This is a genomic window from Streptomyces sp. NPDC034085 (assembly GCF_055575555.1).
Genome location: NZ_JBVISL010000008.1, coordinates 42,548 through 66,052 on the forward strand (window position 1 = coordinate 42,548; position 23,505 = coordinate 66,052).

General features: G+C 73.3%; 20 protein-coding genes. 6 read left to right on the forward strand and 14 right to left on the reverse strand.

Features of this window, described 5'->3' with window-relative positions; genetic code table 11:
* Nucleotides 1-32 precede the first annotated feature (32 nt).
* Together ACZ501_RS25140 and ACZ501_RS25145 are read left to right on the forward strand one after the other, a co-directional pair.
* On the forward strand, nucleotides 33-1,295 hold the full coding sequence (locus tag ACZ501_RS25140) for an SLC13 family permease (protein ID WP_468798682.1): 1,263 nt from the start codon (nucleotides 33-35) through the stop codon (nucleotides 1,293-1,295).
* A gap of 42 nt (nucleotides 1,296-1,337) precedes the next feature.
* Complete coding sequence (locus tag ACZ501_RS25145) at nucleotides 1,338-2,975, forward strand: ABC-F family ATP-binding cassette domain-containing protein (protein WP_361603873.1); 1,638 nt, start codon at nucleotides 1,338-1,340, stop codon at nucleotides 2,973-2,975.
* 22 nt (nucleotides 2,976-2,997) lie between these two features.
* Here ACZ501_RS25145 and ACZ501_RS25150 read toward each other — a convergent pair whose 3' ends face one another.
* From ACZ501_RS25150 to ACZ501_RS25175, 6 genes are all read right to left on the reverse strand, one after another.
* Nucleotides 2,998-3,237 (reverse strand): hypothetical protein, encoded by a 240-nt coding sequence (locus ACZ501_RS25150; protein WP_468798235.1) that lies wholly within the window; start codon nucleotides 3,235-3,237, stop codon nucleotides 2,998-3,000.
* Nucleotides 3,238-3,318: 81 nt separating this feature from the next.
* On the reverse strand, nucleotides 3,319-4,101 hold the full coding sequence (locus ACZ501_RS25155; RefSeq protein ID WP_361603867.1) for an SDR family NAD(P)-dependent oxidoreductase: 783 nt from the start codon (nucleotides 4,099-4,101) through the stop codon (nucleotides 3,319-3,321).
* A gap of 22 nt (nucleotides 4,102-4,123) precedes the next feature.
* Nucleotides 4,124-5,320 (reverse strand): MAB_1171c family putative transporter, encoded by a 1,197-nt coding sequence (locus tag ACZ501_RS25160; protein ID WP_468798238.1) that lies wholly within the window; start codon nucleotides 5,318-5,320, stop codon nucleotides 4,124-4,126.
* Nucleotides 5,310-5,762 carry a M78 family metallopeptidase domain-containing protein gene (locus tag ACZ501_RS25165; protein WP_468798241.1) on the reverse strand — a complete coding sequence of 151 codons (453 nt, stop codon included), beginning with the start codon at nucleotides 5,760-5,762 and terminating at the stop codon, nucleotides 5,310-5,312. The genes ACZ501_RS25160 and ACZ501_RS25165 overlap by 11 nt, the downstream gene beginning before the upstream one ends.
* Nucleotides 5,763-6,059: 297 nt before the next feature.
* Nucleotides 6,060-8,525 (reverse strand): Tex family protein, encoded by a 2,466-nt coding sequence (locus ACZ501_RS25170; protein WP_468798244.1) that lies wholly within the window; start codon nucleotides 8,523-8,525, stop codon nucleotides 6,060-6,062.
* 86 nt (nucleotides 8,526-8,611) lie between these two features.
* On the reverse strand, nucleotides 8,612-9,475 hold the full coding sequence (locus ACZ501_RS25175; RefSeq protein ID WP_361603855.1) for an SCO6745 family protein: 864 nt from the start codon (nucleotides 9,473-9,475) through the stop codon (nucleotides 8,612-8,614).
* 284 nt (nucleotides 9,476-9,759) lie between these two features.
* Here ACZ501_RS25175 and ACZ501_RS25180 point away from each other — a divergent pair, with 284 nt between their 5' ends.
* A complete protein-coding gene (locus ACZ501_RS25180; protein ID WP_361603852.1) occupies nucleotides 9,760-11,262 on the forward strand; it encodes a M1 family metallopeptidase in 1,503 nt (500 codons plus the stop codon).
* A 36-nt stretch (nucleotides 11,263-11,298) separates the two neighbouring features.
* On the opposite strand, the gene ACZ501_RS25185 is transcribed toward ACZ501_RS25180, so the two are convergent.
* Nucleotides 11,299-12,192 (reverse strand): oxygenase MpaB family protein, encoded by an 894-nt coding sequence (locus tag ACZ501_RS25185; RefSeq protein WP_468798247.1) that lies wholly within the window; start codon nucleotides 12,190-12,192, stop codon nucleotides 11,299-11,301.
* Nucleotides 12,193-12,333: 141 nt separating this feature from the next.
* On the opposite strand from ACZ501_RS25185, the gene sph reads away from it, so the two are divergent.
* Nucleotides 12,334-13,323 (forward strand): sphingomyelin phosphodiesterase, encoded by a 990-nt coding sequence (sph, locus tag ACZ501_RS25190; RefSeq protein WP_468798250.1) that lies wholly within the window; start codon nucleotides 12,334-12,336, stop codon nucleotides 13,321-13,323.
* Nucleotides 13,324-13,465: 142 nt separating this feature from the next.
* Here the strand turns inward: sph and ACZ501_RS25195 are convergent, their stop codons facing one another.
* Nucleotides 13,466-15,292, reverse strand: a complete 1,827-nt coding sequence (locus ACZ501_RS25195) for an AMP-dependent synthetase/ligase (RefSeq protein ID WP_468798253.1) — start codon at nucleotides 15,290-15,292, stop codon at nucleotides 13,466-13,468.
* A gap of 85 nt (nucleotides 15,293-15,377) precedes the next feature.
* Here ACZ501_RS25195 and ACZ501_RS25200 point away from each other — a divergent pair, with 85 nt between their 5' ends.
* Nucleotides 15,378-16,103: a MerR family transcriptional regulator gene (locus ACZ501_RS25200; protein ID WP_361603844.1), complete on the forward strand. Its 726-nt coding sequence runs from the start codon at nucleotides 15,378-15,380 to the stop codon at nucleotides 16,101-16,103.
* A gap of 10 nt (nucleotides 16,104-16,113) precedes the next feature.
* Nucleotides 16,114-16,773: a maltokinase N-terminal cap-like domain-containing protein gene (locus ACZ501_RS25205; protein WP_468798256.1), complete on the forward strand. Its 660-nt coding sequence runs from the start codon at nucleotides 16,114-16,116 to the stop codon at nucleotides 16,771-16,773.
* Between the two features lie 182 nt (nucleotides 16,774-16,955).
* Here ACZ501_RS25205 and ACZ501_RS25210 read toward each other — a convergent pair whose 3' ends face one another.
* The 6 genes from ACZ501_RS25210 to ACZ501_RS25235 form a co-directional block, all read right to left on the reverse strand.
* Nucleotides 16,956-19,127, reverse strand: coding sequence for a 3-hydroxyacyl-CoA dehydrogenase NAD-binding domain-containing protein (locus ACZ501_RS25210; protein ID WP_468798259.1), 2,172 nt, complete (start codon nucleotides 19,125-19,127; stop codon nucleotides 16,956-16,958).
* A 45-nt stretch (nucleotides 19,128-19,172) separates the two neighbouring features.
* On the reverse strand, nucleotides 19,173-20,387 hold the full coding sequence (locus ACZ501_RS25215) for an acetyl-CoA C-acetyltransferase (protein ID WP_362462582.1): 1,215 nt from the start codon (nucleotides 20,385-20,387) through the stop codon (nucleotides 19,173-19,175).
* A 99-nt stretch (nucleotides 20,388-20,486) separates the two neighbouring features.
* Nucleotides 20,487-21,629 carry an acyl-CoA dehydrogenase family protein gene (locus ACZ501_RS25220; RefSeq protein ID WP_361603832.1) on the reverse strand — a complete coding sequence of 381 codons (1,143 nt, stop codon included), beginning with the start codon at nucleotides 21,627-21,629 and terminating at the stop codon, nucleotides 20,487-20,489.
* Nucleotides 21,630-21,638: 9 nt separating this feature from the next.
* On the reverse strand, nucleotides 21,639-21,764 hold the full coding sequence (locus ACZ501_RS25225; RefSeq protein WP_361603829.1) for a hypothetical protein: 126 nt from the start codon (nucleotides 21,762-21,764) through the stop codon (nucleotides 21,639-21,641).
* Nucleotides 21,764-22,891 (reverse strand): CaiB/BaiF CoA transferase family protein, encoded by a 1,128-nt coding sequence (locus tag ACZ501_RS25230; protein WP_361603826.1) that lies wholly within the window; start codon nucleotides 22,889-22,891, stop codon nucleotides 21,764-21,766. The genes ACZ501_RS25225 and ACZ501_RS25230 overlap by 1 nt, the downstream gene beginning before the upstream one ends.
* 133 nt (nucleotides 22,892-23,024) lie before the next feature.
* Complete coding sequence (locus ACZ501_RS25235; RefSeq protein ID WP_468798262.1) at nucleotides 23,025-23,417, reverse strand: MmcQ/YjbR family DNA-binding protein; 393 nt, start codon at nucleotides 23,415-23,417, stop codon at nucleotides 23,025-23,027.
* Between the last annotated feature and the right edge of the window lie 88 nt (nucleotides 23,418-23,505).

The following is a 23,505-nucleotide window of genomic DNA, read 5'->3' on the forward strand; positions in this document are numbered from 1 at the left end:
GCCTTCCCCTCCCCGCCGACCGGAGCACCGCCCTGAACACCGTCGTCGCCGAAGCCCTGTCCGTCGTCCTGCTGCTCGCCGTGCTGGCCTTCGCCGTGCTGCGCCCGCGCGGGCTCCCCGAGGCGGCGGCCGCCGTGCCGGCCGCCGGTTTGCTCGTCGCCCTCGGGGTGGTGTCGCCGGCCGACGCCTGGGGGCAGACGCGGGAGCTGCTGCCCGTGGTCGGGTTCCTGGCCGTGGTCCTGGCCCTCGCGCAGCTGTGCGCCGACGAGGGGCTGTTCCGGGCCGCGGGCGCCGCCGTGGCCCGGCGGGCGGCCGGGCACGGGCCGGCCGGGCTGCTGGGCGGGGTGTTCCTCGTGGCTTCGGCGGTCACCGCCGCCCTGAGCCTGGACGCCACGGTGGTGCTGCTGACCCCGGTGGTGCTGGCGACGTCCGCGCGGCTGGGCGCCCGGCCGCGGCCGCACGTGTTCGCGACCGCGCACCTGGCGAACTCGGCCTCACTGCTGCTGCCCGTCTCCAATCTGACGAACCTGCTGGCGTTCGCCGCGAGCGGGCTGACCTTCACCCGGTTCGCGGCGCTGATGGCCCTGCCCTGGGCGGTCGCGCTCGCGGTGGAGTACGCGGTGTTCCGGCGCTTCTTCCGGGCGGACCTCCAGGCGCCGCCCGAACACCGCCCCGAGGCGGCGGAGCCCGCGCCGGTGCCGCGGTTCGCCCTGGCCGTGCTGGCCCTGACCCTGGCGGGCTTCGCCCTGGCCTCCGTCGCGGGGGCCTCCCCGGTCTGGGCCGCGCTCGCCGGCGCCGTGGTGCTCGGCGTACGGGCCCTGCTGCGCGGCGAGACCACCCCGCGGCGGCTGGTGGCGTCCACGGCGCCGGCGTTCTGCCTGTTCGTGCTGGCGCTGGGGGTGGTCGTCCGGGCCGTGGTGGGCCACGGGCTCGGCGACGGGTTGCAGTGGCTGCTGCCCGACGGGGACGCGCTGCCCGCGCTGCTGGCCGTCGCCGGGGTGGCCGCCGTACTGGCCAACCTGATCAACAACCTGCCGGCGGTGCTCGCGCTGCTGCCGCTGGCCGCGCCCGGCGGTGCGGGGGTGGTGCTGGCGGTGCTGATCGGCGTGAACATCGGCCCGAACCTCACGTACGTCGGCTCCCTGGCCACCCTGCTGTGGCGGCGGCTGCTGCACGCCCACGGCGAGGACGTCCGGCTCGGCGACTTCACCCGGCTCGGGCTGCTGACCACGCCCCTGTCCCTCGCGGCGGCGGTGACCGCCCTGTGGGCCGGCCTGCGGCTGCTGGGCCCGTAGGCGGCCGGCGGTGCGGCGGGGCGCCGATAGGATCGGAGCATCATGACTGCAACCCTCGTCGCCAGGAACCTCACCGCCGCGCACGGTGAGCGCACGCTCTTCGCCGGTCTCGACCTCGTCGTCGCGCCCGGCGACGTCATCGGACTCGTCGGCGTCAACGGCGCCGGCAAGTCGACCCTGCTGCGGCTGCTCGCCGGGCTCGACACCCCCGAGACCGGTGAGCTGCGGCTGTCGCCGCCCGGCGCGGCCGTCGGCCACCTCCCGCAGGAGCCCGAGCGGCGCGACGGCGAATCGGTGCGGGAGTTCCTCGCCCGCCGGACCGGCGTGGCGGCCGCGCAGGCGGCGCTGGACGAGGCGACGCAGGGGCTCGTGGACGGCACCCCGGGCGCCGACGACGCGTACGCGGAGACCCTCGACCGCTGGCTGGACCTCGGCGGCGCCGACCTGGACGAACGCGCCCAGGAGGTGGCGGACGAGCTGGGGCTGGCGGTGAACCTGGACCTGCCGATGACCGCCCTGTCCGGCGGCCAGGCCGCCCGGGCCGGACTCGCCTCGCTGCTCCTCTCCCGGTACGACGTGTTCCTCCTCGACGAGCCCACCAACGACCTGGACCTGGCCGGTCTGGAGCGGCTGGAGCGGTTCGTGACGGGGCTGCGCGCCGGCACGGTCGTCATCAGCCACGACCGCGAGTTCCTGGCCCGGACCGTCACCAAGGTCCTCGAACTCGACCTGGCGCAGCAGCAGATCAACCTCTACGGCGGCGGCTACGACGCCTACCTGGAGGAGCGTGCCCGCGCCCGCAGCCACGCCAGGGAGGAGTTCGAGGAGTACGCGGACAAGAGGGCCTCGCTCGAGGGCCGCGCGCAGATGCAGCGCAACTGGATGGACAAGGGCGTGCGCAACGCCCGCCGCAAGGCCACCGACAACGACAAGATCGGCAGGGCCCTGCGCGGCGAGTCGAGCGAGAAGCAGGCCGCGAAGGCCCGGCAGACGCAGCGTGCGATCGAGCGCCTGGAGGTCGTGGAGGAGCCCCGCAAGGAGTGGGAGCTGCGCATGGAGATCGCGGCGGCGCCGCGCTCCGGCTCGGTGGTCGCGACGCTGCGCGAGGCGTGCGTCAAGCGCGGTGACTTCGCCTTCGGCCCGGCGGGTCTGCAGATCGACTGGGCGGACCGGGTGGCGATCACCGGGGCCAACGGCGCCGGCAAGTCCACGCTCCTCGCGCTCCTGCTCGGCCGGCTGGCTCCGGACTCCGGTGCGGCCACCCTGGGCTCGGGCGTCCTGGTGGGCGAGGTCGACCAGGCGCGGGGCCTGTTCCTCGGCGAGGAGTCGCTGCTGGAGGCCTTCTGCGCGGCCGTCCCGGAGACCGAGCCCGCGGAGGTGCGCACGCTGCTGGCCAAGTTCGGCCTGAAGGCGGCGCACGTGATGCGCCCGGCGGCGACCCTCTCGCCCGGTGAGCGCACCCGTGCGGCCCTGGCCCTGCTCCAGGGCCGCGGGGTGAACCTGCTGGTGCTGGACGAGCCGACGAACCACCTCGACCTTCCGGCGATCGAGCAGCTGGAGTCGGCGCTGGAGGCCTACGAGGGCACCCTGCTGCTGGTCACGCACGACCGCCGGATGCTGGACGCCGTCCACGTGACCCGGCGGCTGGAGGTCGCGGACGGCAAGGTGACCGAGCTCTGAGCCGCCGGGCGTTCCGGGCGGTCTAGAACTCCTTGGGGCCCTTGCCGTGGCTGCGGTGCTTGCGCGGCTCGTCCGGGTTGGGGGCGGGGGCCTCGGGGCGGTCGAGGCGGCTCGCCTCGTCCGTGTCCTCGGCCCGTACGGGGCCGGGCTCCGGCCGGGGCCGGGGTTCCGAGGCGTGCCGCCCGGGGTGCGGCTTGCGGTGCTGCTGTCCGTCGTCCTCGTCGTGGAGCGGGACGCCTCCGGCGCCGCCTTGGTCGTCCATGTCACGTCCTCCTCTGCCCCCGCGCGGCTGTGCCCCCTCGCTCGGCGGGTGCCCGGGCAGCCGTCCCGCAAACCGCCCCGGTCAGGCCGGTGCGTCGGCGGGGGGCCGCCGGGTGCGGGCCATCCTGCGGGCCACGAAGGAGCGCGGGAGGTGGCGGGCCGCGAAGGCGTACGCCTGGTAGTGCCGGCCGGTGACGCTGACCGGGCGGCGGCGGGCGAGGTCGCGCAGGGCCTTGGCCACCACCGCCTCGGGTTCGAGCCACACCGCGTCGCGCAGGGCGCTGACGTCCATGCCGGCGCGTTCCTGGAACTCGGTGCGGGTGAAGCCGGGGACCACCGCCAGCACGCGGACTCCGTACGGCTCCATGTCGACCCGCAGGGACTCGCTGAAGGCGGTGATCCAGGCTTTCGCCGCCCCGTACGTCCCGGTCGGCAGCAGTCCCGCGACCGAGGAGACGTTGAGCACCGCGCCCCGGCGGCGCTCCCGCAGGCCCGGCAGCAGGGCGTGGGTGAGCCGGAGCGGGACCTTGACGAGGAGGTCCAGCATCCGCTCCTCGTCCTCGACCGGGTTGTACGGGTAGGGGGCGGGGAGGCCGAACCCGGCGTTGTTGACCAGGACGTCCACGGGCCGCGCGGTGTCGGCGAGCCGGGCGGCGACGGCCGCGCAGGCGGCGGGGTCGAGCAGGTCGGCGGGCAGTACCTCGCAGACGGTGCCGCCGCTGTGGGCGAGTTCGGCGGCGAGGGCCTCCAGGCGGTCCTTGTCCCGGGCGACGAGGACCAGGTCGCAGCCCTTGGCGGCGAAGGCCCGCGCGAAGGCGGCTCCGAGGCCGGCGCTGGCTCCGGTGATCAGTACGGTGGTGGTCACGTGAGGTTCGCTTCCCGGGGGTTCAGGCGGTACGGGGGGCGGGGGTGAAGGTGGCGGCCGCGGGAGAGGCGTAGGCCTGGGCGACGTCCACCAGGAACCTGGCCTCGTCCTCCAGGCCGCCGCCCTCCGCGGAGGTCTGCATCGCGGCCGGCAGTTCGAGCGCCGGGGGCTGGGTCGGCTGCCCGGGCAGTCCGGCCAGCTTCGCCCGCCGCGCCTCCTTCAGTACGCAGGCCAGCGCGGCCGCCGTGCGCCGCTGCTCGGGGACGCCCTCGCCGGCGACGTGGCCGCGGGCGAGCTCCGGCACGCCCGGGGTGACGTACTCCCCCAGGATCAGGATCGCGTCGCGGGTCTCGATGACCTTGCGGTAGACGAGGAGGCCCCGCGGGACCGGCGGCCAGAGCAGCTCCAGCAGCCGCCCGGCCCGGGGCTCGGAGAGGACGACATGCGGGACGGCCTGGACCAGCTCCCGCCACAGCGGCCACAGCCGCCAGGCGGTGGCGGTGTCGGTGAGGGCGCGGCGCAGCGCGAACAGGGTCGGCACGAGGATGGCCGCGGCGCGCAGCAGGCCGTGCAGGTTCATCATCAGCGGCAGGGCGGGCATGGCCCAGGTGCTGCCGAAGAGGGCCTTGAGCAGGTACACGAACCAGAACACCCCGGCCAGCGCGGTGCCCAGGCCGAACAGCCGCAGTCCGGCGGCCAGTGCCCGGCTCTCCGAGCGGCGGCCGTAGCGCCAGCAGACGCCGACGCAGACGGTGTTGGCGATCAGGTGCGCGGAGATCAGGACGAGCCAGTACGCGAGGGAGGGCACCGGGTCGCCGGCGGGCGGGATGGTGTGCGTCCCGTGCTCGGGTGCGGCGGCGTCCAGTGCGACGAGGGTGGTGAGCCAGAGCACCGTGCCCGCCCAGGAGGCGAGCTGGAGCCTGCGTCCGCGGGTGGCGGCGGCGACGAAGTAGAGCACGGCGCCCGCCGACAGGACGCCGATGAGGTTGCGGACGAGGCCGACCGTGTGCGCGTACGAGGGTTCGCGGCTCAGGGCGTACGTGACGACGGCGGGCAGGTTCAGGGTCATCGCGGCGGCCGCGGTGGCGACGGCGAGCCACAGGCCGCGCTGTTCCGGGGAACGCAGGGCGCCGGGGGCCCGCAGCAGGACCGCGATCCACAGGCAGACCACGCTGGGGACGGCGAGCCAGTCGCCGGCGGCGGTGAGTTCAGCTGCCATCGCGGTGGCCCCGTTCGTAGCCCATGGCGGATTCCAGCCGGGCGAGGGCGCCCCGGGGGGCGGTGCCGCGGCGGGGGCGGCCGGTGCCGGAGGTGCGGGTGCGGATCATGCTCGCGAGCATCTCCGCTTCCTGCTCCTGGCGGGTGGTGTAGTTGGTGCGGCCGAGGATGACGGGGGCCCGGCCGTCGTCCTCTTCGCCTTCGAGGGAGTGGTGGCCGAAAAGGATGTGCCCGAGTTCGTGGAGCACGATGTGCTCCCGGTGCAGGGGGGTGGTGTGGGCCTCGTAGAAGACGTAGTCCACGCTGTCGGTGCCGACCCACAGTCCGCAGACGCCTGATTCGGCGGCCTCCCTGGGCAGCGGGTGCAGCCGGATGGGGCGGCCCCGCTGCTCGGCCATGTGCGCGCACAGGCCTTCGAGGGAGAAGGGGTGCGTCAGATCCAAGCGACCGAGAATCGTCTCGCACCGTTTGCGCAGGCTGAGATCCCGGTGGGGCATGTGTTCCCTCTTCGGACCCTTTCTCGGGCAGCGTCGGTAGGCGTGGGGGGTGGGCATCGGCATGACGTCCTGTGCCTCGGGGGCGGCCCCGGGAGTGCGGTCCCGGAGGGAAAGCGGGAACGCCCGTCCGCGCGGGCGAACGGGCGTTCCACCATCCCTACAGATCTTCCGGGGGAGTTGGCAAGGCGGTCCCCCGCGCGGGGTCCCTATTCGGCCACTCCTGCCGGCTGGGTCCGACGCGACCTAGCGGCGCCCGCCGCGTTCCTCCGGTGCGGTCAGGCCGGCCCGGCGCAGGGCGTCGGCCATGGCGCTGTTGGCGGGGGCCGGGGCGCCGGAACGCTGCCCGCCGCCGGTCTGCCCGCCCCGGCCGGCCGGCCCGCCCCGGCCGGCCTGGGCACCCTGTCCGGCCTGGCCGCCCTGGCGGCCGTCACCGGCGCGTCGGCCCTGGCCCTGGCCGCCGCGCTGCTGCGGGGGACGCCCGCCGCCCCGGCGCTCCTCGCGCTGCCCGGGCGCGCCGGCTCCGCGTTCGGCTCCGGCCTCGTCCTCCAGGCGCAGGGTGAGGGAGATCCGCTTGCGCGGGATGTCCACGTCCAGGACCTTCACCCGGACGATGTCACCCGGCTTGACCACGTCCCGGGGGTCCTTGACGAAGGTCTTCGACAGCGCCGACACGTGCGCGAGGCCGTCCTGGTGCACGCCGATGTCGATGAAGGCGCCGAAGGCGGCCACGTTGGTGACGACCCCTTCGAGGATCATGCCGGGGGCCAGGTCACCGATCTTCTCGACGCCCTCCTTGAAGGTGGCCGTCTTGAAGGCGGGACGGGGGTCGCGGCCCGGCTTCTCCAGCTCGCGCAGGATGTCGGTGACCGTCGGCAGGCCGAAGGCCTCGGTGACGAACTGCTCCGGCCGCAGGGACCGCAGGACCGTGGTGTTGCCGATCAGGGCGGCCACCTCGGCGCCGGCGGTCTTGCCCATGGCCCGCACCACCGGGTAGGCCTCGGGGTGGACGCTGGAGTAGTCCAGCGGGTCGTCGCCGCCGCGGATGCGCAGGAAGCCGGCGCACTGCTCGTACGCCTTCGGGCCCAGCCGCGCCACGTCCTTGAGGCCCTTGCGGCTGCGGAAGGGGCCGTTGGCGTCGCGGTGGGCGACGATGTTCTCGGCGAGGGTGCCGCTGATGCCCGAGACCCGCGAGAGCAGCGGGGCGGAGGCGGTGTTGACGTCCACGCCGACACCGTTCACGCAGTCCTCGACGACCGCGTCGAGGGAGCGGGACAGCTTCACCTCGGACAGGTCGTGCTGGTACTGGCCGACTCCGATCGACTTCGGGTCGATCTTGACCAGTTCGGCGAGGGGGTCCTGGAGGCGGCGGGCGATGGAGACCGCGCCGCGCAGGGACACGTCCATGCCGGGGAGTTCCTGCGAGGCGAAGGCCGAGGCGGAGTACACGGAGGCGCCGGCCTCGGAGACCATCACCTTGGTGAGCCCCAGCTCGGGGTGGCGGGTGATGAGGTCCCCGGCGAGCTTGTCGGTCTCGCGGGAGGCGGTTCCGTTGCCGATGGCGATCAGCTCGACCGCGTGTTCCTCGGCCAGGCGGGCCAGTTTCGCCAGGGCCTCGTCCCACCGGTTGGCGGGAACGTGCGGGTGGATCACGTCCGTGGCGACGACCTTGCCGGTCGCGTCGACCACGGCCACCTTGACGCCGGTACGGAAGCCCGGGTCCAGGCCGAGCGTGGCGCGGGTGCCGGCGGGCGCGGCGAGCAGCAGGTCGCGCAGGTTCGCCGCGAAGACCCGTACGGCCTCGTCCTCGGCGGCGGAGCGCAGCCGGGTCCGCAGGTCGATGCCGAGGTGCACCTGGATCTTGGTGCGCCAGGCCCAGCGGACGGTGTCGGCGAGCCACTTGTCGCCGGGCCGGGCCCGGTCGGCGATGCCGAAGCGGCGGGCGATGAGCCCCTCGTACGTGGACGGGCCGGGGGTGTCGGCCGGCTCCTCGGGCTCCAGGTCGAGGACGAGGACGTCCTCCTTCTCGCCGCGCAGCATGGCGAGGACCCGGTGGGAGGGCAGGGCGGTGAAGGGCTCGGCGAAGTCGAAGTAGTCGGAGAACTTCGCGCCCGCCTCCTCCTTGCCCTCGCGGACCCTGGAGGCGAGCCGGCCGCGGCTCCACATGCGCTCGCGGAGGTCGCCGATCAGGTCGGCGTCCTCCGCGAACTTCTCGGTGAGGATGGCGCGGGCGCCCTCCAGGGCGGCGGCCGGGTCGGCGACGCCCTTGGCGGCGTCCACGAACGCGGCCGCGGCGGCGGCCGGTTCGACGGACGGGTCGGCCAGCAGCCCTTCGGCGAGGGGCTCCAGGCCGGCCTCGCGGGCGATCTGCGCCTTGGTGCGCCGCTTGGGCTTGAAGGGCAGGTAGATGTCCTCCAGCCGGGCCTTGGTGTCGGCCGCGTTGATCCGGGCCGCCAGTTCGGCGTCGAGCTTGCCCTGCTCGCGCACGGACTCGAGGATCGCGCCGCGGCGCTCCTCCAGTTCGCGCAGGTACCGCAGCCGCTCCTCGAGGGTGCGCAGCTGGGCGTCGTCGAGCATCTCGGTCGCTTCCTTGCGGTAGCGCGCGATGAACGGCACGGTGGAGCCGCCGTCGAGCAGCTCGACGGCGGCCTTGACCTGCCGTTCCCGTACGCCGAGCTCCTCGGCGATCCTGCCTTCGATGGACATCGTCACTGTGCGGTCCCGCCTGCCTTCGTGCGTGTGCGTGCGTGGAAGGCTGCCAATTGTGGCAGGTGCCGCTGACGGAGCGGCGGAGCCCCTCAGCCCTTTCCGAAGAGGTCGCCGGGGAAGGCGCCGGCGCCGATGGCCTGCTTGACGAGAGCGCCGCCCAGTTCGCCGAGCCGGGCGAGGCCGGCCGCGCCGAGGTGTTCGTACGGGGCCGCGTCGAGGCGGTCGGTCTCGGTCTCCAGGCGCTCGCGCACCGCGCGGCCCTCCTCGGTGAGCTCGCCGCCGGCGTCGAGGACCCCGCGGGAGCGGAGCCGGTCGGCGGCTGCGTCGAGGTCGTCCTGCTCCCAGCCGCGGATGCCCTTGACCCACTTCGGGGTCATGCCGCGGCCGGTCGCGGTGTGGCTGACCAGGGCCTCCAGCGGGTCGAGGCCGGTCAGCAGCAGGGCGGCCAGGTGGCCGTCGCCGCGGTGTTCGCGCAGCAGGGTGGTGGCGTGCCACAGGCGCAGGTGCGCCTCCTCGGGGACGGGGAGGTCGGCGTGGGCGGCGTACAGGGCGCGGCCGTGGCGGGTGCAGGCCTCGGTGGCGCGCATGGCCAGGTCCGCGGCTTCGGCGAGTTCGGGCGAGGCGATGGTCCCGGGGCCCAGGAGGCGGCGCAGGGTGGTGTCGACGGCGCGCAGCCGGGCGGCCAGGACCTGCTCGGGGGTGGCGGTGTCCCAGACGGCGGGGAGGTGCGCGGCGACCAGGTCGTGGCGGTAGTTGTAGAAGGCGGCGGTGACCACGCCGGGGCCGACGGCGCCCATGGCGGCGGAGCGGGAGGCCAGGTTGACGGCGACCCGGTGGGTGATGCCGAGGGCGCCCAGCTCGGCGGCGAGGTCCGGGGAGAAGTAGCTGGTGGCGTGCAGGGGGTTGATGGCGGCGTGCCAAACGCGGCGGGCGGCGTGCGGGGGAAGCGTCATGGACGGCAGGTTACCGACTGCTCAGTATGTGACGGGAGGCCGCCCCTCGGTTGCCGGTTGCCCGGGGAGCGCGCCGTTTCCGGCCACTTCGCGCCCCGCCGTCCCCGCCGCATCGGCGCAGCTCCGGCGGCGCTTCCGGGCCGCAAACGGCGTCCTGGGCCGGGTTCGTGACGTCCGAATGGCGATCGTGTGACAGCAGGGGCCATGGACATGACCGGAGTGATCACGGGTGAATACGGTCGGACGACGAACCGATGTGACTCCCCTACCCCTTGGAGCTCTTCGTGCACCGCAAAGTCATCGCCCCGAGCGTCCTGGCCGCCTCCCTCCTGCTGGTGATCCCGGCATCTGCGGCCAGCGCCGGTCCGGGCGCGCCGGGTATCGGCGACACCTATTACCCGGCCAGCGGCAACGGCGGGTACGACGTGTCCCACTACGACCTGCGCCTGCAGTACCAGCCGAAGACGGACCTGCTGGAGGGCACGGCCACCCTCCTCGCCACCGCCCGGCAGGACCTGTCCCGCTTCAACCTCGACTTCGGCCTCAAGGTCAGCGAGATCCGGGTCAACGGGGTCAAGGCGTCCTTCGCCTCCTCCGGCGCGCACGAGCTGGAGGTGACCCCGGCCCAGCCGCTCCAGAAGGACCGCCAGGCCAGCGTCGTCGTCAAGTACGCCGGCAAGCCCTCCGAGTTCAAGATCGACGGCTGGTCGGCCTGGCAGCGGACCCCGGACGGCGGTGTGGCGGCGCAGGAGCCGGACTCGGCGGTCTGGTGGTTCCCGAGCAACGACCACCCCCTGGACAAGGCCACCTTCGACGTGTCGGTGAACGTCCCGGACGGCACCCAGGCCATCAGCAACGGCGTGCTCCAGTCGCAGAGTTCGAAGCTCGGCTGGACCCGCTACAACTGGCGCTCGAACAAGCCGCAGGCCACCTACCTGGCCACGCTCGCCATCGGCAAGTTCGACATCACCACGGACAAGACGGCGAACGGCCTGCCGATCCTCAACGCGTACAGCAAGGACCTCGGCGACAACGCCGGCGCGGCGCGCGCGAGCGTGGAGCGGACCGGCGAGGTCGCCGAGTGGCTGGAGGGGGTCTTCGGCCCGTACCCCTTCAACGCGCTGGGCGGCTACGTCCCCAACGTCCCGACCGGCTTCGCCCTGGAGACCCAGACCCGGCCGTTCTACAGCCCGCGCCAGTTCGCGAACGGCGCGAACGTCTCGGTGGTCGTGCACGAGCTGGCCCACCAGTGGTACGGCGACAGCGTGTCCGTGGACAACTGGAAGGACATCTGGGTCAACGAGGGCTTCGCCCGCTACAGCCAGTGGCTCTGGTCGGAGAAGGAGGGCGAGGGCACGGCGCAGGAGCTCGCCGACTGGGCCTACGCCTCCCGTCCGGCCGAGGACCCGTTCTGGCAGGTCAAGCCCGGGGACCCGGGCCCGGACAACCAGTTCCACGGGGCCGTGTACGACCGCGGCGCGATCGCCATCCAGGCGCTGCGCAACGAGGTGGGCGACGAGAAGTTCTTCCGGATCCTCAAGGGCTGGCCGACCGAGCGGGCCTACGGCAACGCCAAGGTCGGGGACTTCGTCCGGTACGCGGAGAAGGTCTCGGGCAAGCCCCTCGCGCAGCTCTTCGAGACCTGGCTGTACACCCCGGGCAAGCCGGCCTTCACCACGCCGGCCGCCAAGCCCGGCGCCCGGACCCTCCAGTCCCCGGCCAAGCCGGCCGCGGAGCCCAGGTCCTGGAAGAAGATCGCGGCGACGAACTCGGTCCACGACCACTGACCGACGGCGGTACGCGGACCCGCGCGCCGGCGCCCTTCAGCGGAAGGTGCCGGCGCGCCACCGCGCCCGCGCGGCCCGGGCCCTCGGCAGGTAGCGCAGCCGCTCGGGGAGCAGCGGTACGAGGAGCCGTACGGCGGTGCTGAACCGCCGGAGCCGGCGCTCCTGGGCCGGCGTCCACTCCAGGCCGATGGCGGCCCGGGCGTCGGGCGGCATGTACCCGACGGTGACGAAGGCCCGGAAGCGCAGGTAGCCCGCGCGCAGGGCCGGCCAGGTGATCCAAAGCAGCAGCCGGACGGCCCGGGAGGCGGCCTCGGGGCGGGGCAGGTCCACGTCGGTGGAGACCAGCTCGCGGGCGACCTTGGTCGGCTCGATCTCCTCGGCCAGCATCCGGCGGTAGTAGGGCCAGAACGCCTCGACGCTCTGCGGCATGTCCCGGTCGCGCAGGCCGAGGATTCTGCCCACCCGGAGCCACTCCGCGTAGAGCTGCCGCTCCTGGGCGGGGGTGATGCGGCGGAACAGGTAGCGCCCCGCGTACACGGCGACGGGGAAGCCGGTGGCGTGCACCCAGGCGTAGCAGGCGGGGTCGAGGGAGTGGTAGCGCCGGCCCCGGGTGTCGGTGCCCTGGATCTCCTTGTGCAGGCGGCGCACCCGGCGGCCCTCCGCGGCCGCCTCGGCCCCGCCGTAGACCCACAGCATCACCGAGCGGAGGGAGCGCTCGCCGCGCCCCCACGGGTCGGTGCGGAAGACCGAGTACTGGTCGACCCCGGCGCCGACGGCCGGGTGGGCGACCTGGAGGGTGAAGGCGGCGGGCAGGGTCAGCAGGGAGCGGATGTCCCCCGAGGTGGTCCACAGCACCCCGCCGGGCGGCGGCGGCTCGGGATCGAGGCGCCGGGCGGGCTTTTCGGGGGGTGCGGGAGCCGTGTCGTCCATGAGGCCAAGTATGCGAGCGCGAGAAGTCCTCGGTCCGGACAGAAAGTCTTGTCACGGGTGTTACCCAGAGGTAACCGCGGCTGCTTGGATGACGGCGTCGATCTTCCCCCGCAGGACTTCGCAGGAATGATGGAGGCCTCCATGCCGCAGACCTCGCACCGCCGCACCCGCTCCGCCGCCACGGCCATGGCCGCGGTCGCCGCGGGCACCCTCGCCCTCACCTCCGCGCCCGCGGCCACGGCCGCCGAGAGCGCCCCGGCCCCGCGGCTGAGCGTCCTGACGTACAACGTGTTCCTGATGAGCAAGAACCTGTACCCGAACTGGGGCCAGGACCACCGGGCCGCCGAGATCCCGAAGGCCTCCTTCTTCCAGGGCCGGGACGTGGTGGTGCTCCAGGAGGCCTTCGACAACGGCGCCTCGGACGCTCTGAAGGCCAACGCCGCTGCGCAGTACCCGTACCAGACGCCGGTCGTGGGCCGCTCCAAGACCGGCTGGGACGCCACCGGCGGCGCCTACTCCGCCACCACCCCGGAGGACGGCGGCGTCACGATCCTGAGCAAGTGGCCGATCCTGCGCAAGGAGCAGGTCGTCTACAAGGACGCCTGCGGCGCCGACTGGTGGTCCAACAAGGGCTTCGCGTACGCGGTGCTGGACGTGAACGGCGCCAGAGTGCACGTGGTCGGCACGCACGCCCAGTCCACCGACCCGGGCTGCGGGGCGGGCGAGGCGGCGCAGATGCGCAGCCGCCAGTTCAAGACCATGGACGCCTTCCTGGACGCCAAGAACATCCCGGCGGACGAACAGGTCATCGTGGCGGGCGACATGAACGTCGACTCCCGCACCCCCGAGTACGCCTCCATGCTCGCGGACGCGGACCTCGCGGGCGCCGACTCGCGCACGGGGCACCCGTACTCCTTCGACACGGCGCTGAACTCGATCGCCCACTACCGCTACCCGACGGACCCGCGCGAGGACCTGGACTACGTGCTGTACCGCAAGGGCAACGCCCGCCCGGCGGGCTGGGAGAACAACGTGGTCAAGGAGGAGTCGACTCCCTGGACGGTCTCCAGCTGGGGCACCTCCTACACGTACTCCACCCTCTCGGACCACTACCCGGTCACAGGCCGCTAGCGGCCCGGCCCTCTTCGGCGGGGGGCGGGGTTTCACCCGGGCGGGTGGCCGCGCCCCCAGTCCGGGCTCTCGTGTGAGGGCCCGGATGCCCGGCGGGCCGCGCCCCGCCCCCCACCTCATCACTGAGGGAGCCGCTCCCCTCTCAAGCCCCCTCGTACAGCCCCTCGATCAGCGGTCCGTACTTCTCCCGGACCACCCTGCGGCGCAGCTTCAGCGAGGGCGTGAGCTCGCCCGTTGCCGGGCCCCACTCCTCCGCCAGCAGCCGGTAGCGCTTGATCTGCTCCGTGCGGTTGAGGCGGGCGTTCGCGGCGGCCACCGCCCGGGCGGTTTCCTCCAGGACGGCCGGGTGCTCGGCCAGCTCGGCGAGGGAGGCGTCCGTGATGCCCCGGGCGGCCGCCCAGGCCGGGGCCAGCTCGGGGTCGAGGACCAGCAGGGCGACCAGGTAGGAGCGGCCGTCGCCGTGCACCAGGGCCTGGCCGATCAGGGGGTGCTCCTTGACGGTGTTCTCCACCAGGGCCGGGGAGACGTTCTTGCCGTTCGAGGTGATGATCAGTTCCTTCTTGCGGTCCGTCAGCCACAGGAAGCCGTCCTCGTCGAGCCGGCCGATGTCCCCGGTGGGGAACCAGCCCTCGGCGTCGGCCGCGCTCTCCACCGACCCGTCGGGGCGCAGGTAGCCGCCGAAGACGGTGGCGCCGCGGGTGAGGATCTCCCCGTCCCCGGCGAGTTTCAGCTCCAGCCCCTCGATCGGCCGGCCCACCGAGCCCAGCCGGAACCCGTCGGGGGTGTTGCTGTTGACGGTGCACACGCCGGAGGTCTCGGTCAGCCCCCAGGCGTCCATGATCGTGATGCCCCAGCCCGCCCAGAAGCGGACCACGTCGATCGGCATCGGCGCGGTGGCGCTGGCGGTCCAGACCAGCCGGTCGAGGCCGGCCAGGCGCAGCAGCGGGTCCAGGACGCGCTCCTTCGCCTCCGCGTACGAGGCTTCGAGCGCGGCCGGCACCTCCTGCCCGCGCTCCCGGTGGCCGGCTCGGGCGCGGGCGAGGTCCCCGGCGGCGTCGATGGCGCGCCGCTGCTCCTCGGGCAGGCCCGCCAGGACGGCCCGTACGCCCGCGGCGAGCTTCTCCCAGACCCGGGGCACCCCGAAGAACTGCACGGGACGCAGTTCGCGCACCGCGGCCGCCACGGCGGTGGGGTCGGCGACCAGCCGGACGTGGGCGGCGCGCAGCAGGGGGAGGTAGATGCCGAGGATCCGCTCGGCGATGTGCGCGAAGGGCAGGTAGCAGAGGTGCTCGGCGTGCTCGGGCAGCTGGACGTTGCGGTCGAGGCGGACGGACTGGAGCAGGATGTTGCGGTGGGTCAGGCGGACGCCCTTGGGGTCGCCGGTGGTGCCGGAGGTGTAGACGACGGTGAGGGGGTCCTCGGGGCGCAGCTCCCGCCAGGCCTTCTCGAATGCGTCGGCCCGGTGCAGCCGGGCGCCGCTCGCGCAGAGGGAGGCGTAGGCGGTGTGCGGGCCGGCGTCGGCGGCCTCGGCGATGACGAGCCGTTCCAGCGGGATGGCGGGGTCGTCCAGCAGAGGCGCCCACCGGTCGCGTTCGCCGGCGCCTTCGACGACGGCCAGCCGGGCCCGGCTGTGGCGGGCGATGTGGGCTATCTGCTCGGGCGCGGAGGTTCCGTAGACGGTGACGGGGACGGCGCCGAGGTGGACCAGGGCGAGGTCGGTGAGCCAGTGTTCGGGGCGGTTGCCCATCATCAGCAGGACGTGTTCGCCGCGCTCGACGCCGAGGGCGGCGTACCCGGCGGCCAGGACGGCGGTCCTGCGGCGGACCTCGCCCCAGGTGAGGGTCGTCCAGCCGTCCCCCTCGCGCCAGGAGAGGGCGGGCAGGTCCGCGTGGTCCGCCGCGTTGCGGGCCAGCAGGGCGGGGAGGGTGAGGTCCGCGGGGTGTCCGGGCAGTCGCAGGTTCGTGGTCATGGGCAGCTCCTGGCCGTTTCACATCGTTGGTGCGACAGCAATACTGTTGAACCCAAACCGTGCAGCAGAGAGCGAGGCGCAGACGATGGCCGACCAGCCGACCGAGCCGATGCTCACCGTGGACGAACTGGCGTCCAGGGCCGGTGTCACCGTCCGCACCGTACGGTTCTACAGCACGCGCGGGCTTTTGCCCCCTCCCGTGATCGGACCGCGTCGGGTGGGGCATTACGGCCCGGAGCACCTGTCGCGGCTCGCGCTGATCGAGGAGCTCCAGCACCAGGGCATGACCCTGTCGGCGATCCAGCGCTATCTGGACGCCCTGCCCGACGACCTGAGCGCACACGACCTGGCGATCCACCGGGCGCTGGTGGCGACCTGGGCGCCGGACGCGGCGCAGGAGGTGTCGCGGGAGGAGCTGGAGAGGCGGGCGGGGCGGGTCCTGTCGGACGGGGACCTGCGCCGGCTGGCCGCGATGAACGTGGTGTCGGCCTGCCGGGAGGGTTTCCGGGTGGACGTGGGCCTGCTACGGCTGGGGGTCGCGCTGCTCGACGTGCCGATCGCCCACGAGACGCTCCTGGTGGCGCGGGGGATCCTGCTGGAACACGCGCGCACGGCGGCGCACCAGCTCACGGCGCTGTTCCGGGACGAGGTGTGGGGGCCGTTCACGCGGGGCGAGGACGACCCGGAGCGCGTGGAGTCGATGAAGGCGCTGTCGGCGCACATGCAGCCGATGGTGGTGCAGGCCCTGGTGACGGCCTTCCAGCGATCGCTGAAGGAGGAATTGCGGGCCGCTTTCGTCTCCGAGGGGTAGGTTCGCGTCCATGGCGATCATCCACCACACCACGCTGAGCCCGACCAAGCTCGAACTCCTCACCGGCTGGCTCCCCTTGAGGCCCTGGTACCGGGGCGCGGAGGGGTCCGCGCAGCTCGAGAAGGCGGGCGGCTTCCGGCTCGACGACCCCGAGGGCGAGGTGGGCGTCGAGTTCATGGTGGCCGCCGACACCTCCGGGGAGGAGCCGGTGGCCTACCTGGTGCCGCTCACCTACCGGGGCGCCCCGCTGGAGGGCGCGGAGGCGGGCCTGATCGGCACGCTCGAGCACGGCGTGCTGGGCACGCGCTGGGTCTACGACGGCGCCCACGACCCGGTCATGGTCGAGCAGTTGCTCGCGCTGCTGGCGGGCCGGACGTCCGCCCAGGCGCAGGGCGAGACCGACACCCCCGACCCGACGGTCGAGGTCCGTGCGGAGGGGGCCGGAGTCCGGCCGGGCCTGACCGGCCCTGGGAAGGTCGGCGACACCGGCGCGGGCACCGAGATCCTGGTGGGCCCGCCCGGTCAGGACGGAGCCCTGACCTTGACCCTGACCCGGGTGCTGCGCCCCGGGGCCGCCGCCGGGAAGGGCCTGCTCGGACAGGTCCTGGCCGGGTGGTCCACCCCCGGCGGCGCCGAGCAGCGCGGGGTGTTCGCGTCCCTGCGCGGCTGAGGCGCCGCGGCGGCCGATGACGGCCGGTCCCGGGCCCGCCCCCGCGGGCGGGCCCGGGACGGCGGGGCCAGGTCGCGTCGTCGACGTTCCTCCTGGCCGGTGGGGCCGGGCACGCACCTCGTACGCACCAGGCCCCCGCGAGCCCGGCCCCTCGGGCAGCCGGAGCTGTCTGACGACACTCCCTAGTCGGCGTACGTCTCGCCGCGCTCGGCCTTCTCGACCAGGGAGGCGGGCGGGGTGAAGCGCTCACCGTACTGCGCGGCCAGCTCGCGGGCGCGGGCGACGAAGCCGGGCAGGCCGCCCTCGTAGCCGTTGACGTACTGGATCACGCCGCCGGTCCAGGCCGGGAAGCCGATGCCCATGATGGACCCGATGTTGGCGTCGGCGATGGAGGTGAGCACGCCCTCGTCGAGGCAGCGGACGGTGTCCAGCGCCTCGGAGAAGAGCATCCGCTCCTTCATGTCCTCGAAGGGGATCTGCGCGTCGGGCTTGGCGAAGTGCTCGCGCAGGCCGGGCCAGATGCGGCCCCGCTTGCCGCTCTCGTCGTACTCGTAGAAGCCGGCGCCGCCGCTGCGCCCGGGGCGGCCGAACTCGTCGACCATCCGGTCGATGACCCGGTCGGCGGGGTGCTCGGTCCACTCCCGGCCCTCCGCCTCGAAGGCCTTGCGGGTCTCGTTGCGGATCTTGCGCGGGAGGGTGAGCGTGAGCTCGTCCATCAGCGAGAGCACCTTCGCCGGGTAGCCGGCCTGGGCGGCGGCCTGCTCGACGGAGGCGGGCTCGACGCCCTCGCCGACCATCGCCACGCCCTCGTTGATGAACTGGCCGATGACGCGGGAGGTGAAGAAGCCGCGCGAGTCGTTGACCACGATCGGGGTCTTGTTGATCTGGCGGACCAGGTCGAAGGCGCGGGCGATGGCCTCGTCGCCCGTGCGCTGCCCCTTGATGATCTCCACCAGCGGCATCTTGTCGACGGGCGAGAAGAAGTGCAGGCCGATGAAGTCGGCGGGACGCGCGACCCCTTCCGCGAGCCCGGTGATGGGGAGGGTGGAGGTGTTGGAGCAGAGCAGCGCGTCGGGCGCGATGACGTCCTGGATCTCCTGGAACACCTTGTGCTTGAGGGCGGTGTCCTCGAAGACCGCCTCGATGACGGCGTCGCAGCCGGCCAGGTCGGCGGCTTCGGCGGTCGGGGTGATGCGGGCGAGCAGCTCGGCGCGCTTGGCCTCGGTCGTGCGGCCCTTGGCGAGCGCCTTGTCCAGCAGCTTCTCGGAGTACGCCTTGCCCTTGGCCGCGGCCTCGGGGGTGACGTCCTTGAGGACGACCTCGATGCCGGCGCGGGCACAGGAGTACGCGATGCCCGCGCCCATCATCCCGGCGCCGAGGACGGCGACCTTGCGGACCCGGCGCGGCTCGACGCCCTGGGGGCGGCTGCGGCCGGCGTTGACGGCCTGGAGGTCGAAGAAGAACGCCTGGATCATGTTCTTGGCGGTCTGGCCGGTGACCAGCTCGGTGAAGTACCGGGCCTCGATGGTCAGCGCGGTCTCGAAGTCCACCTGGGAGCCCTCGACGGCGCAGGCCAGAATGTTGCGCGGCGCCGGGTACGGGGCCCCGTTCAGCTGCTTCTTGAGGTTCGCCGGGAACGCCGGGAGGTTGGCGGCGAACCGGGGATTGGACGGCGTACCGCCGGGGATCTTGTAGCCGGGGACGTCCCAGGGCTGCTTGGACTCGGGGTTGGCGTCGATGAAGGCGCGGGCCTTGGCCAGCATCTCCTCGGGGGTGGCGGCCAGTTCGTGGACCAGGCCGTTCTCCAGGGCGCGCTGCGGGGTGTACTGGGTGCCCTGGAGGAGGACCTTGAGCAGCGCGTCGGCGATGCCCATGAGGCGCACGGTGCGGGTGACGCCGCCGCCGGCCGGGAGCAGGCCGAGGGTGACCTCGGGCAGACCGATCTTGGAGCCGGGGGCGTCGAGGGCGACGCGGTGGTGGGAGGCGAGACAGATCTCGTAACCGCCGCCGAGGGCGGCGCCGTTGATGGCGGCGACGACGGGCTTGCCCAGGGTCTCGATGCGGCGCAGCGAGCGCTTGATCTCGGTGCCGGTCTCGAAGGCGAGCTGCGCGTGCTCGGGGCGCAGCCTGATCATGTCCTTGAGGTCGCCGCCGGCGAAGAAGGTCTTCTTGGCGGAGGTGTAGATGATGCCGCGGATGGAGTCCTTCTCGGCCTCGGCGCGGTCGGCGACGGCCGCGATGGAGTCCTTGAAGGCCTGGTTCATCGTGTTGGCGGACTGGTCGGGGTCGTCGAGGACCAGGGTGACGACGCCGGTCTCGTCCTGTTCCCAGCGGATCGTGGTGGACTCGCTCATGTTCGCTACTTCCGTGTCAGAGGTGGGATCAGGGATCAGGACGGATCAGACGCGTTCGACGATGGTGGCGACGCCCATGCCGCCGCCGACGCACAGGGTGACGAGGCCGTAGCGCTTGTCCTGGCGCTCGAGCTCGTCGACGACGGTGCCGAGGAGCATCGCGCCGGTGGCCCCGAGGGGGTGGCCGAGCGCGATGGCGCCGCCGTTGACGTTGACCTTGTCCAGGGAGACGCCCATGTCCTTGACGAAGCGCAGGACGACGCCGGCGAAGGCCTCGTTCATCTCGATCAGGTCGATGTCGTCGATGGTCAGGCCGGCCTTGGCGAGGGCCTTGCGGGTGGCCGGGGCGGGGCCGGTGAGCATGATGGTGGGCTCGGATCCGGAGACGGCGGCCGAGACGATCCGCGCGCGCGGGCGCAGGCCGTTGCGTTCGCCGGCCTCGCGGGTGCCGATGGCGACGAGGGAGGCGCCGTCGACGATGCCGGAGGAGTTGCCGGCGTGGTGGACGTGGTCGATCTTCTCGATCCAGTGGTACTTCTGGAGCGCGACGGCGTCGAAGCCTCCGAGGTCGCCAATGTCGGCGAAGGAGGGCTTGAGCCCGGCGAGGGTGTCGGCGGTGGTGCCCGGGCGGACGAACTCCTCGTGGTCCAGGACGACCAGGCCGTTGCGGTCGGTGACGGGGACCACGGACCGGGCGAAGCGGCCCTCCTTGACGGCGGTGGCGGCCCGCTCCTGGGAGAGGGCGGCGTACTCGTCCACGTCGCGCCGGGAGAATCCCTCGATCGTGGCGATCAGGTCGGCGCCGATGCCCTGCGGGACGAAACCGGTGTCCCAGTTGGTCATGGGGTCGGCGAACCAGGCGCCGCCGTCGGAGGCCATCGGGACGCGCGACATGGACTCCACGCCGCCCGCGAGGACCAGGTCCTCCCAGCCGGAGCGGACCTTGGCGGCGGCCAGGTTGACGGCTTCCAGGCCGGAGGCGCAGAAGCGGTTCTCCTGTACGCCGGCCACCGTGTCGGGCAGGCCCGCGGCGATGGCCGCGATGCGGGCGATGTCGGAGCCCTGGTCGCCGACCGGGCCGACGACGCCGAGCACGATGTCGTCGATGGTCGCGGGGTCCAGGCCCGGGTTGCGCTCGCGCAGGGCCTTGATGAGGCCGACGACCAGGTCGATCGGCTTGGTGCCGTGCAGGGCGCCGTTGGCCTTGCCGCGGCCGCGCGGGGTGCGGATCGCGTCGTATACGTAAGCTTCGGTGCTCACTGGTCAAGCCTTTCGCAGGTGTCCGGGGGCAGATCGGGAGGGTCGGGGAGGCCGGGGGCCGGGGAGGTCGGGAAGCCCGGGGCCGGGGAGTCGGGCGGGTCAGCCGAGGAGGGAGCGTCCGATGATCTCCTTCATGATCTCGGTCGTGCCGCCGTAGATGGTCTGGATGCGGCCGTCGGTGAAGGCCCGCGCGACCCGGTATTCGGTCATGTACCCGTAGCCGCCGTGCAGCTGGAGGCAGCGGTCGGCGACCCGCTTCTGGAGTTCGGTGGCCCACCACTTCGCCATCGAGGCGTGCACGTGGTCCAGTTCGCCGTTCGCGTGGTCGGTGATGCAGCGGTCGAGGAAGGTCCGGGTGACCGCGCACTCGGTGGCCATCTCGGCGATCTCGAAGCGGATGTGCTGGAGCTTGGCGAGCGGCCGGCCGAAGGCCTCGCGCTCCTTCACGTACCGGGTGGTGATCTCCAGCAGGTGTTCGGCGGCGGCGATGGCGGCCATCGCGATGCCCATCCGCTCCTGCGCGAGGTTGTTCATCAGGTGGACGAAGGCGCCGTTCAGCTCGCCGAGCAGGTTCTCCTTGGGGACGCGCACGTCGTTGAAGAAGAGCTCCGCGGTGTCCTGGGCCTTCTGGCCGATCTTGTCGAGGTTGCGGCCGCGCTCGAAGCCCTCGGCGCCCCGCTCGACCACCAGCAGGGACAGCCCGTGCGCCCCGCCCTCGGGGGTGGTCTTCGCGACGACGACCACCAGGTCGGCGAGGATGCCGTTGGAGATGAAGGTCTTGGAGCCGTTGAGCAGCCAGTGGTCGCCCCGGTCCTCGGCGCTGGTGCGGATGCCCTGGAGGTCGGAGCCAGCGCCCGGCTCGGTCATCGCGATGGCGGTGATCGTCTCGCCCGAGCAGAAGCCGGGCAGCCAGCGGCGCTTCTGCTCCTCGGTGCCCAGCGAGGTCAGGTAGGGCCCGATGATGTCGTTGTGGAGGCCGATCGCCAGCCCCGGGGCTCCGGCCCGGGTGAACTCCTCGGCGAGCACCGCCGCATAGCGGAAGTCGGGGTTGCCCCCGCCTCCGTACTCCTCGGGGACGGCCAGGCCCAGCAGGCCCTGCCGGCCGGCGGCCCGCCAGGCGTCGCGGCTGACGATGCCGTCCTTCTCCCACTGCTCGTAGTGCGGCAGCACCTCCTTGTGCAGGAAGGTGCGTACGGTCTCGCGGAACGCCTCGTGGTCGGCGTCGTAGATGCGGCGTTGCATCGGGGCCCCCTAAAGCCGGCTCTTGACGGTTTCGATCAGCCGGGCCGGCTCCGGGCCGGCCGGCTCCGGCGCGGCCGCCGCGTCGGCGGCCCGGCGCGGGTCGCCCGCGTGGTCGAGCGGCACGGACAGGTCCATCAGGCCTCCTTCGGGAGCAGCGCTGGTACGTCCCAGTCGGCGGCCACCGAGGCGGTGTCCGCGCCCGGCCGGGCGGGGCCGGAGGCGACGCCGGTCGGGGTCGCGGAGAAGCGCGGGGCGGGGGCGGGCTGGGTGATCCCGCCGTGCTCGGTGAAGGTGCCCCGGGAGGCGAGGTGGGGGTGGTGCGGGGCCTCGCGCAGCGAGAGGACGGGCGCCACGCAGGCGTCGGTGCCCTCGAAGACGGCCGTCCACTCCTCGCGCGTACGGGACTTGAAGCGGGCGGCGACGGCCTCGCGCAGCTCGCCCCAGCGGGCGAGGTCCTTGCGGGCGGGCGCCCGGTCCTCGATGCCGAGGAGTTCGACGAAGGTGTCGTAGAACTGCTGCTCGAGCGCGCCGACGGCCATGTAGCGGCCGTCGGAGGTCTCGTAGGTGCCGTAGAACGGGCAGCCGCCGTCGAGGAGGTTGGCCCCGCGCCGGTCCTGCCAGCCGCCGGCCGCGACCATGCCGTGGATCATGGCGGTGAGGTGGGCGGTGCCGTCGACGATCGCGGCGTCCACGACCTGGCCGGCGCCGTGCGGGGTGCGGGCGTGCTGGAGGGCGGCGAGGATGCCGATGACGAGGTAGAGGGAGCCGCCCGCGTAGTCGCCGACGAGGTTGGCGGGGACGGCCGGCGGCTCGCCGGGGTTGCCGATCATGCCGAGCGCGCCGGTGACGGCGATGTACGCGATGTCGTGCCCGGCGGTGTGGGCGAGCGGGCCCTCCTGGCCCCAGCCGGTCATCCGGCCGTAGACCAGCTCGGGATTGCGGGCGAGGCAGTGCTCGGGGCCGACGCCGAGCCGCTCGGCGACCCCCGGGCGGAAGCCCTCGATCAGTACGTCGGCCCGCTCGGCCAGGTCCAGCACGCGGGCGGGGCCCTCGGCGGACTTCAGGTCGAGCAGCACGGAGCGCTTGTTGCGGTTGGTGACGTCGTAGGCCGGGTCGATCGCCAGTCCGCCGCCGCCGGGCCGGTCCACGCGGACGACGTCGGCGCCGAGGTCGGCGAGGAGCATGGCGGCGAACGGGCCGGGGCCGATGCCCGCCAGTTCGACGACGCGTACTCCCGCGAGCGGCCCTGCTGTCACTGCCATCGAGCCCCCAGCGTCCTGGTGTACGGGTGTACGGGTGTGTGACACAACCGATGTAACACCAGTGATGCTAGGAAGGCGCTCCACGGAGCACAAGAGCAAGCGCTTAGCCGGTTTCCCCGGTGGCCCGTTCCCGTCAGGCCCCCTCCGCGGTCCGGGCGTCGAGGAGCGCGACGTGCCGCTTGAGCGCGACGGTCCGGTAGCTCTCCTCCACCCACTCGCACAGCACCTCCACCGGTGGCGCGCCCTTCTCCCCCAGCGGCACGGAGACCCAGCCCGCCTTGCCGAGGCCGTACCCGGTGGGCTCCACGCCGGGGGCGGCCATCGCGTGGCCGTGCAGGTCCTCGTCCTTGAGCTTGACGGAGAGACCCGGCGGCTGGGGGCCGTCGGCGCTGCCCAGGAAGAGGAAGATCTTCTTGTTGACCTTCACCACGCCGTCCTCCGGCCCCCACGGGTGCTCCTCCACGGCCTCCGGCAGCCCCAGCGTGAACTCCCGCACCGCCTCCCACTTGCGCACCGCAGCCTTCATCGACGCCTCCCACTTACCGCAGGTCACACCTGCTCGCACGGACAGCCGGTTCCAACGCTAACCTCAGCCACCGACACCAGCTGGGAGG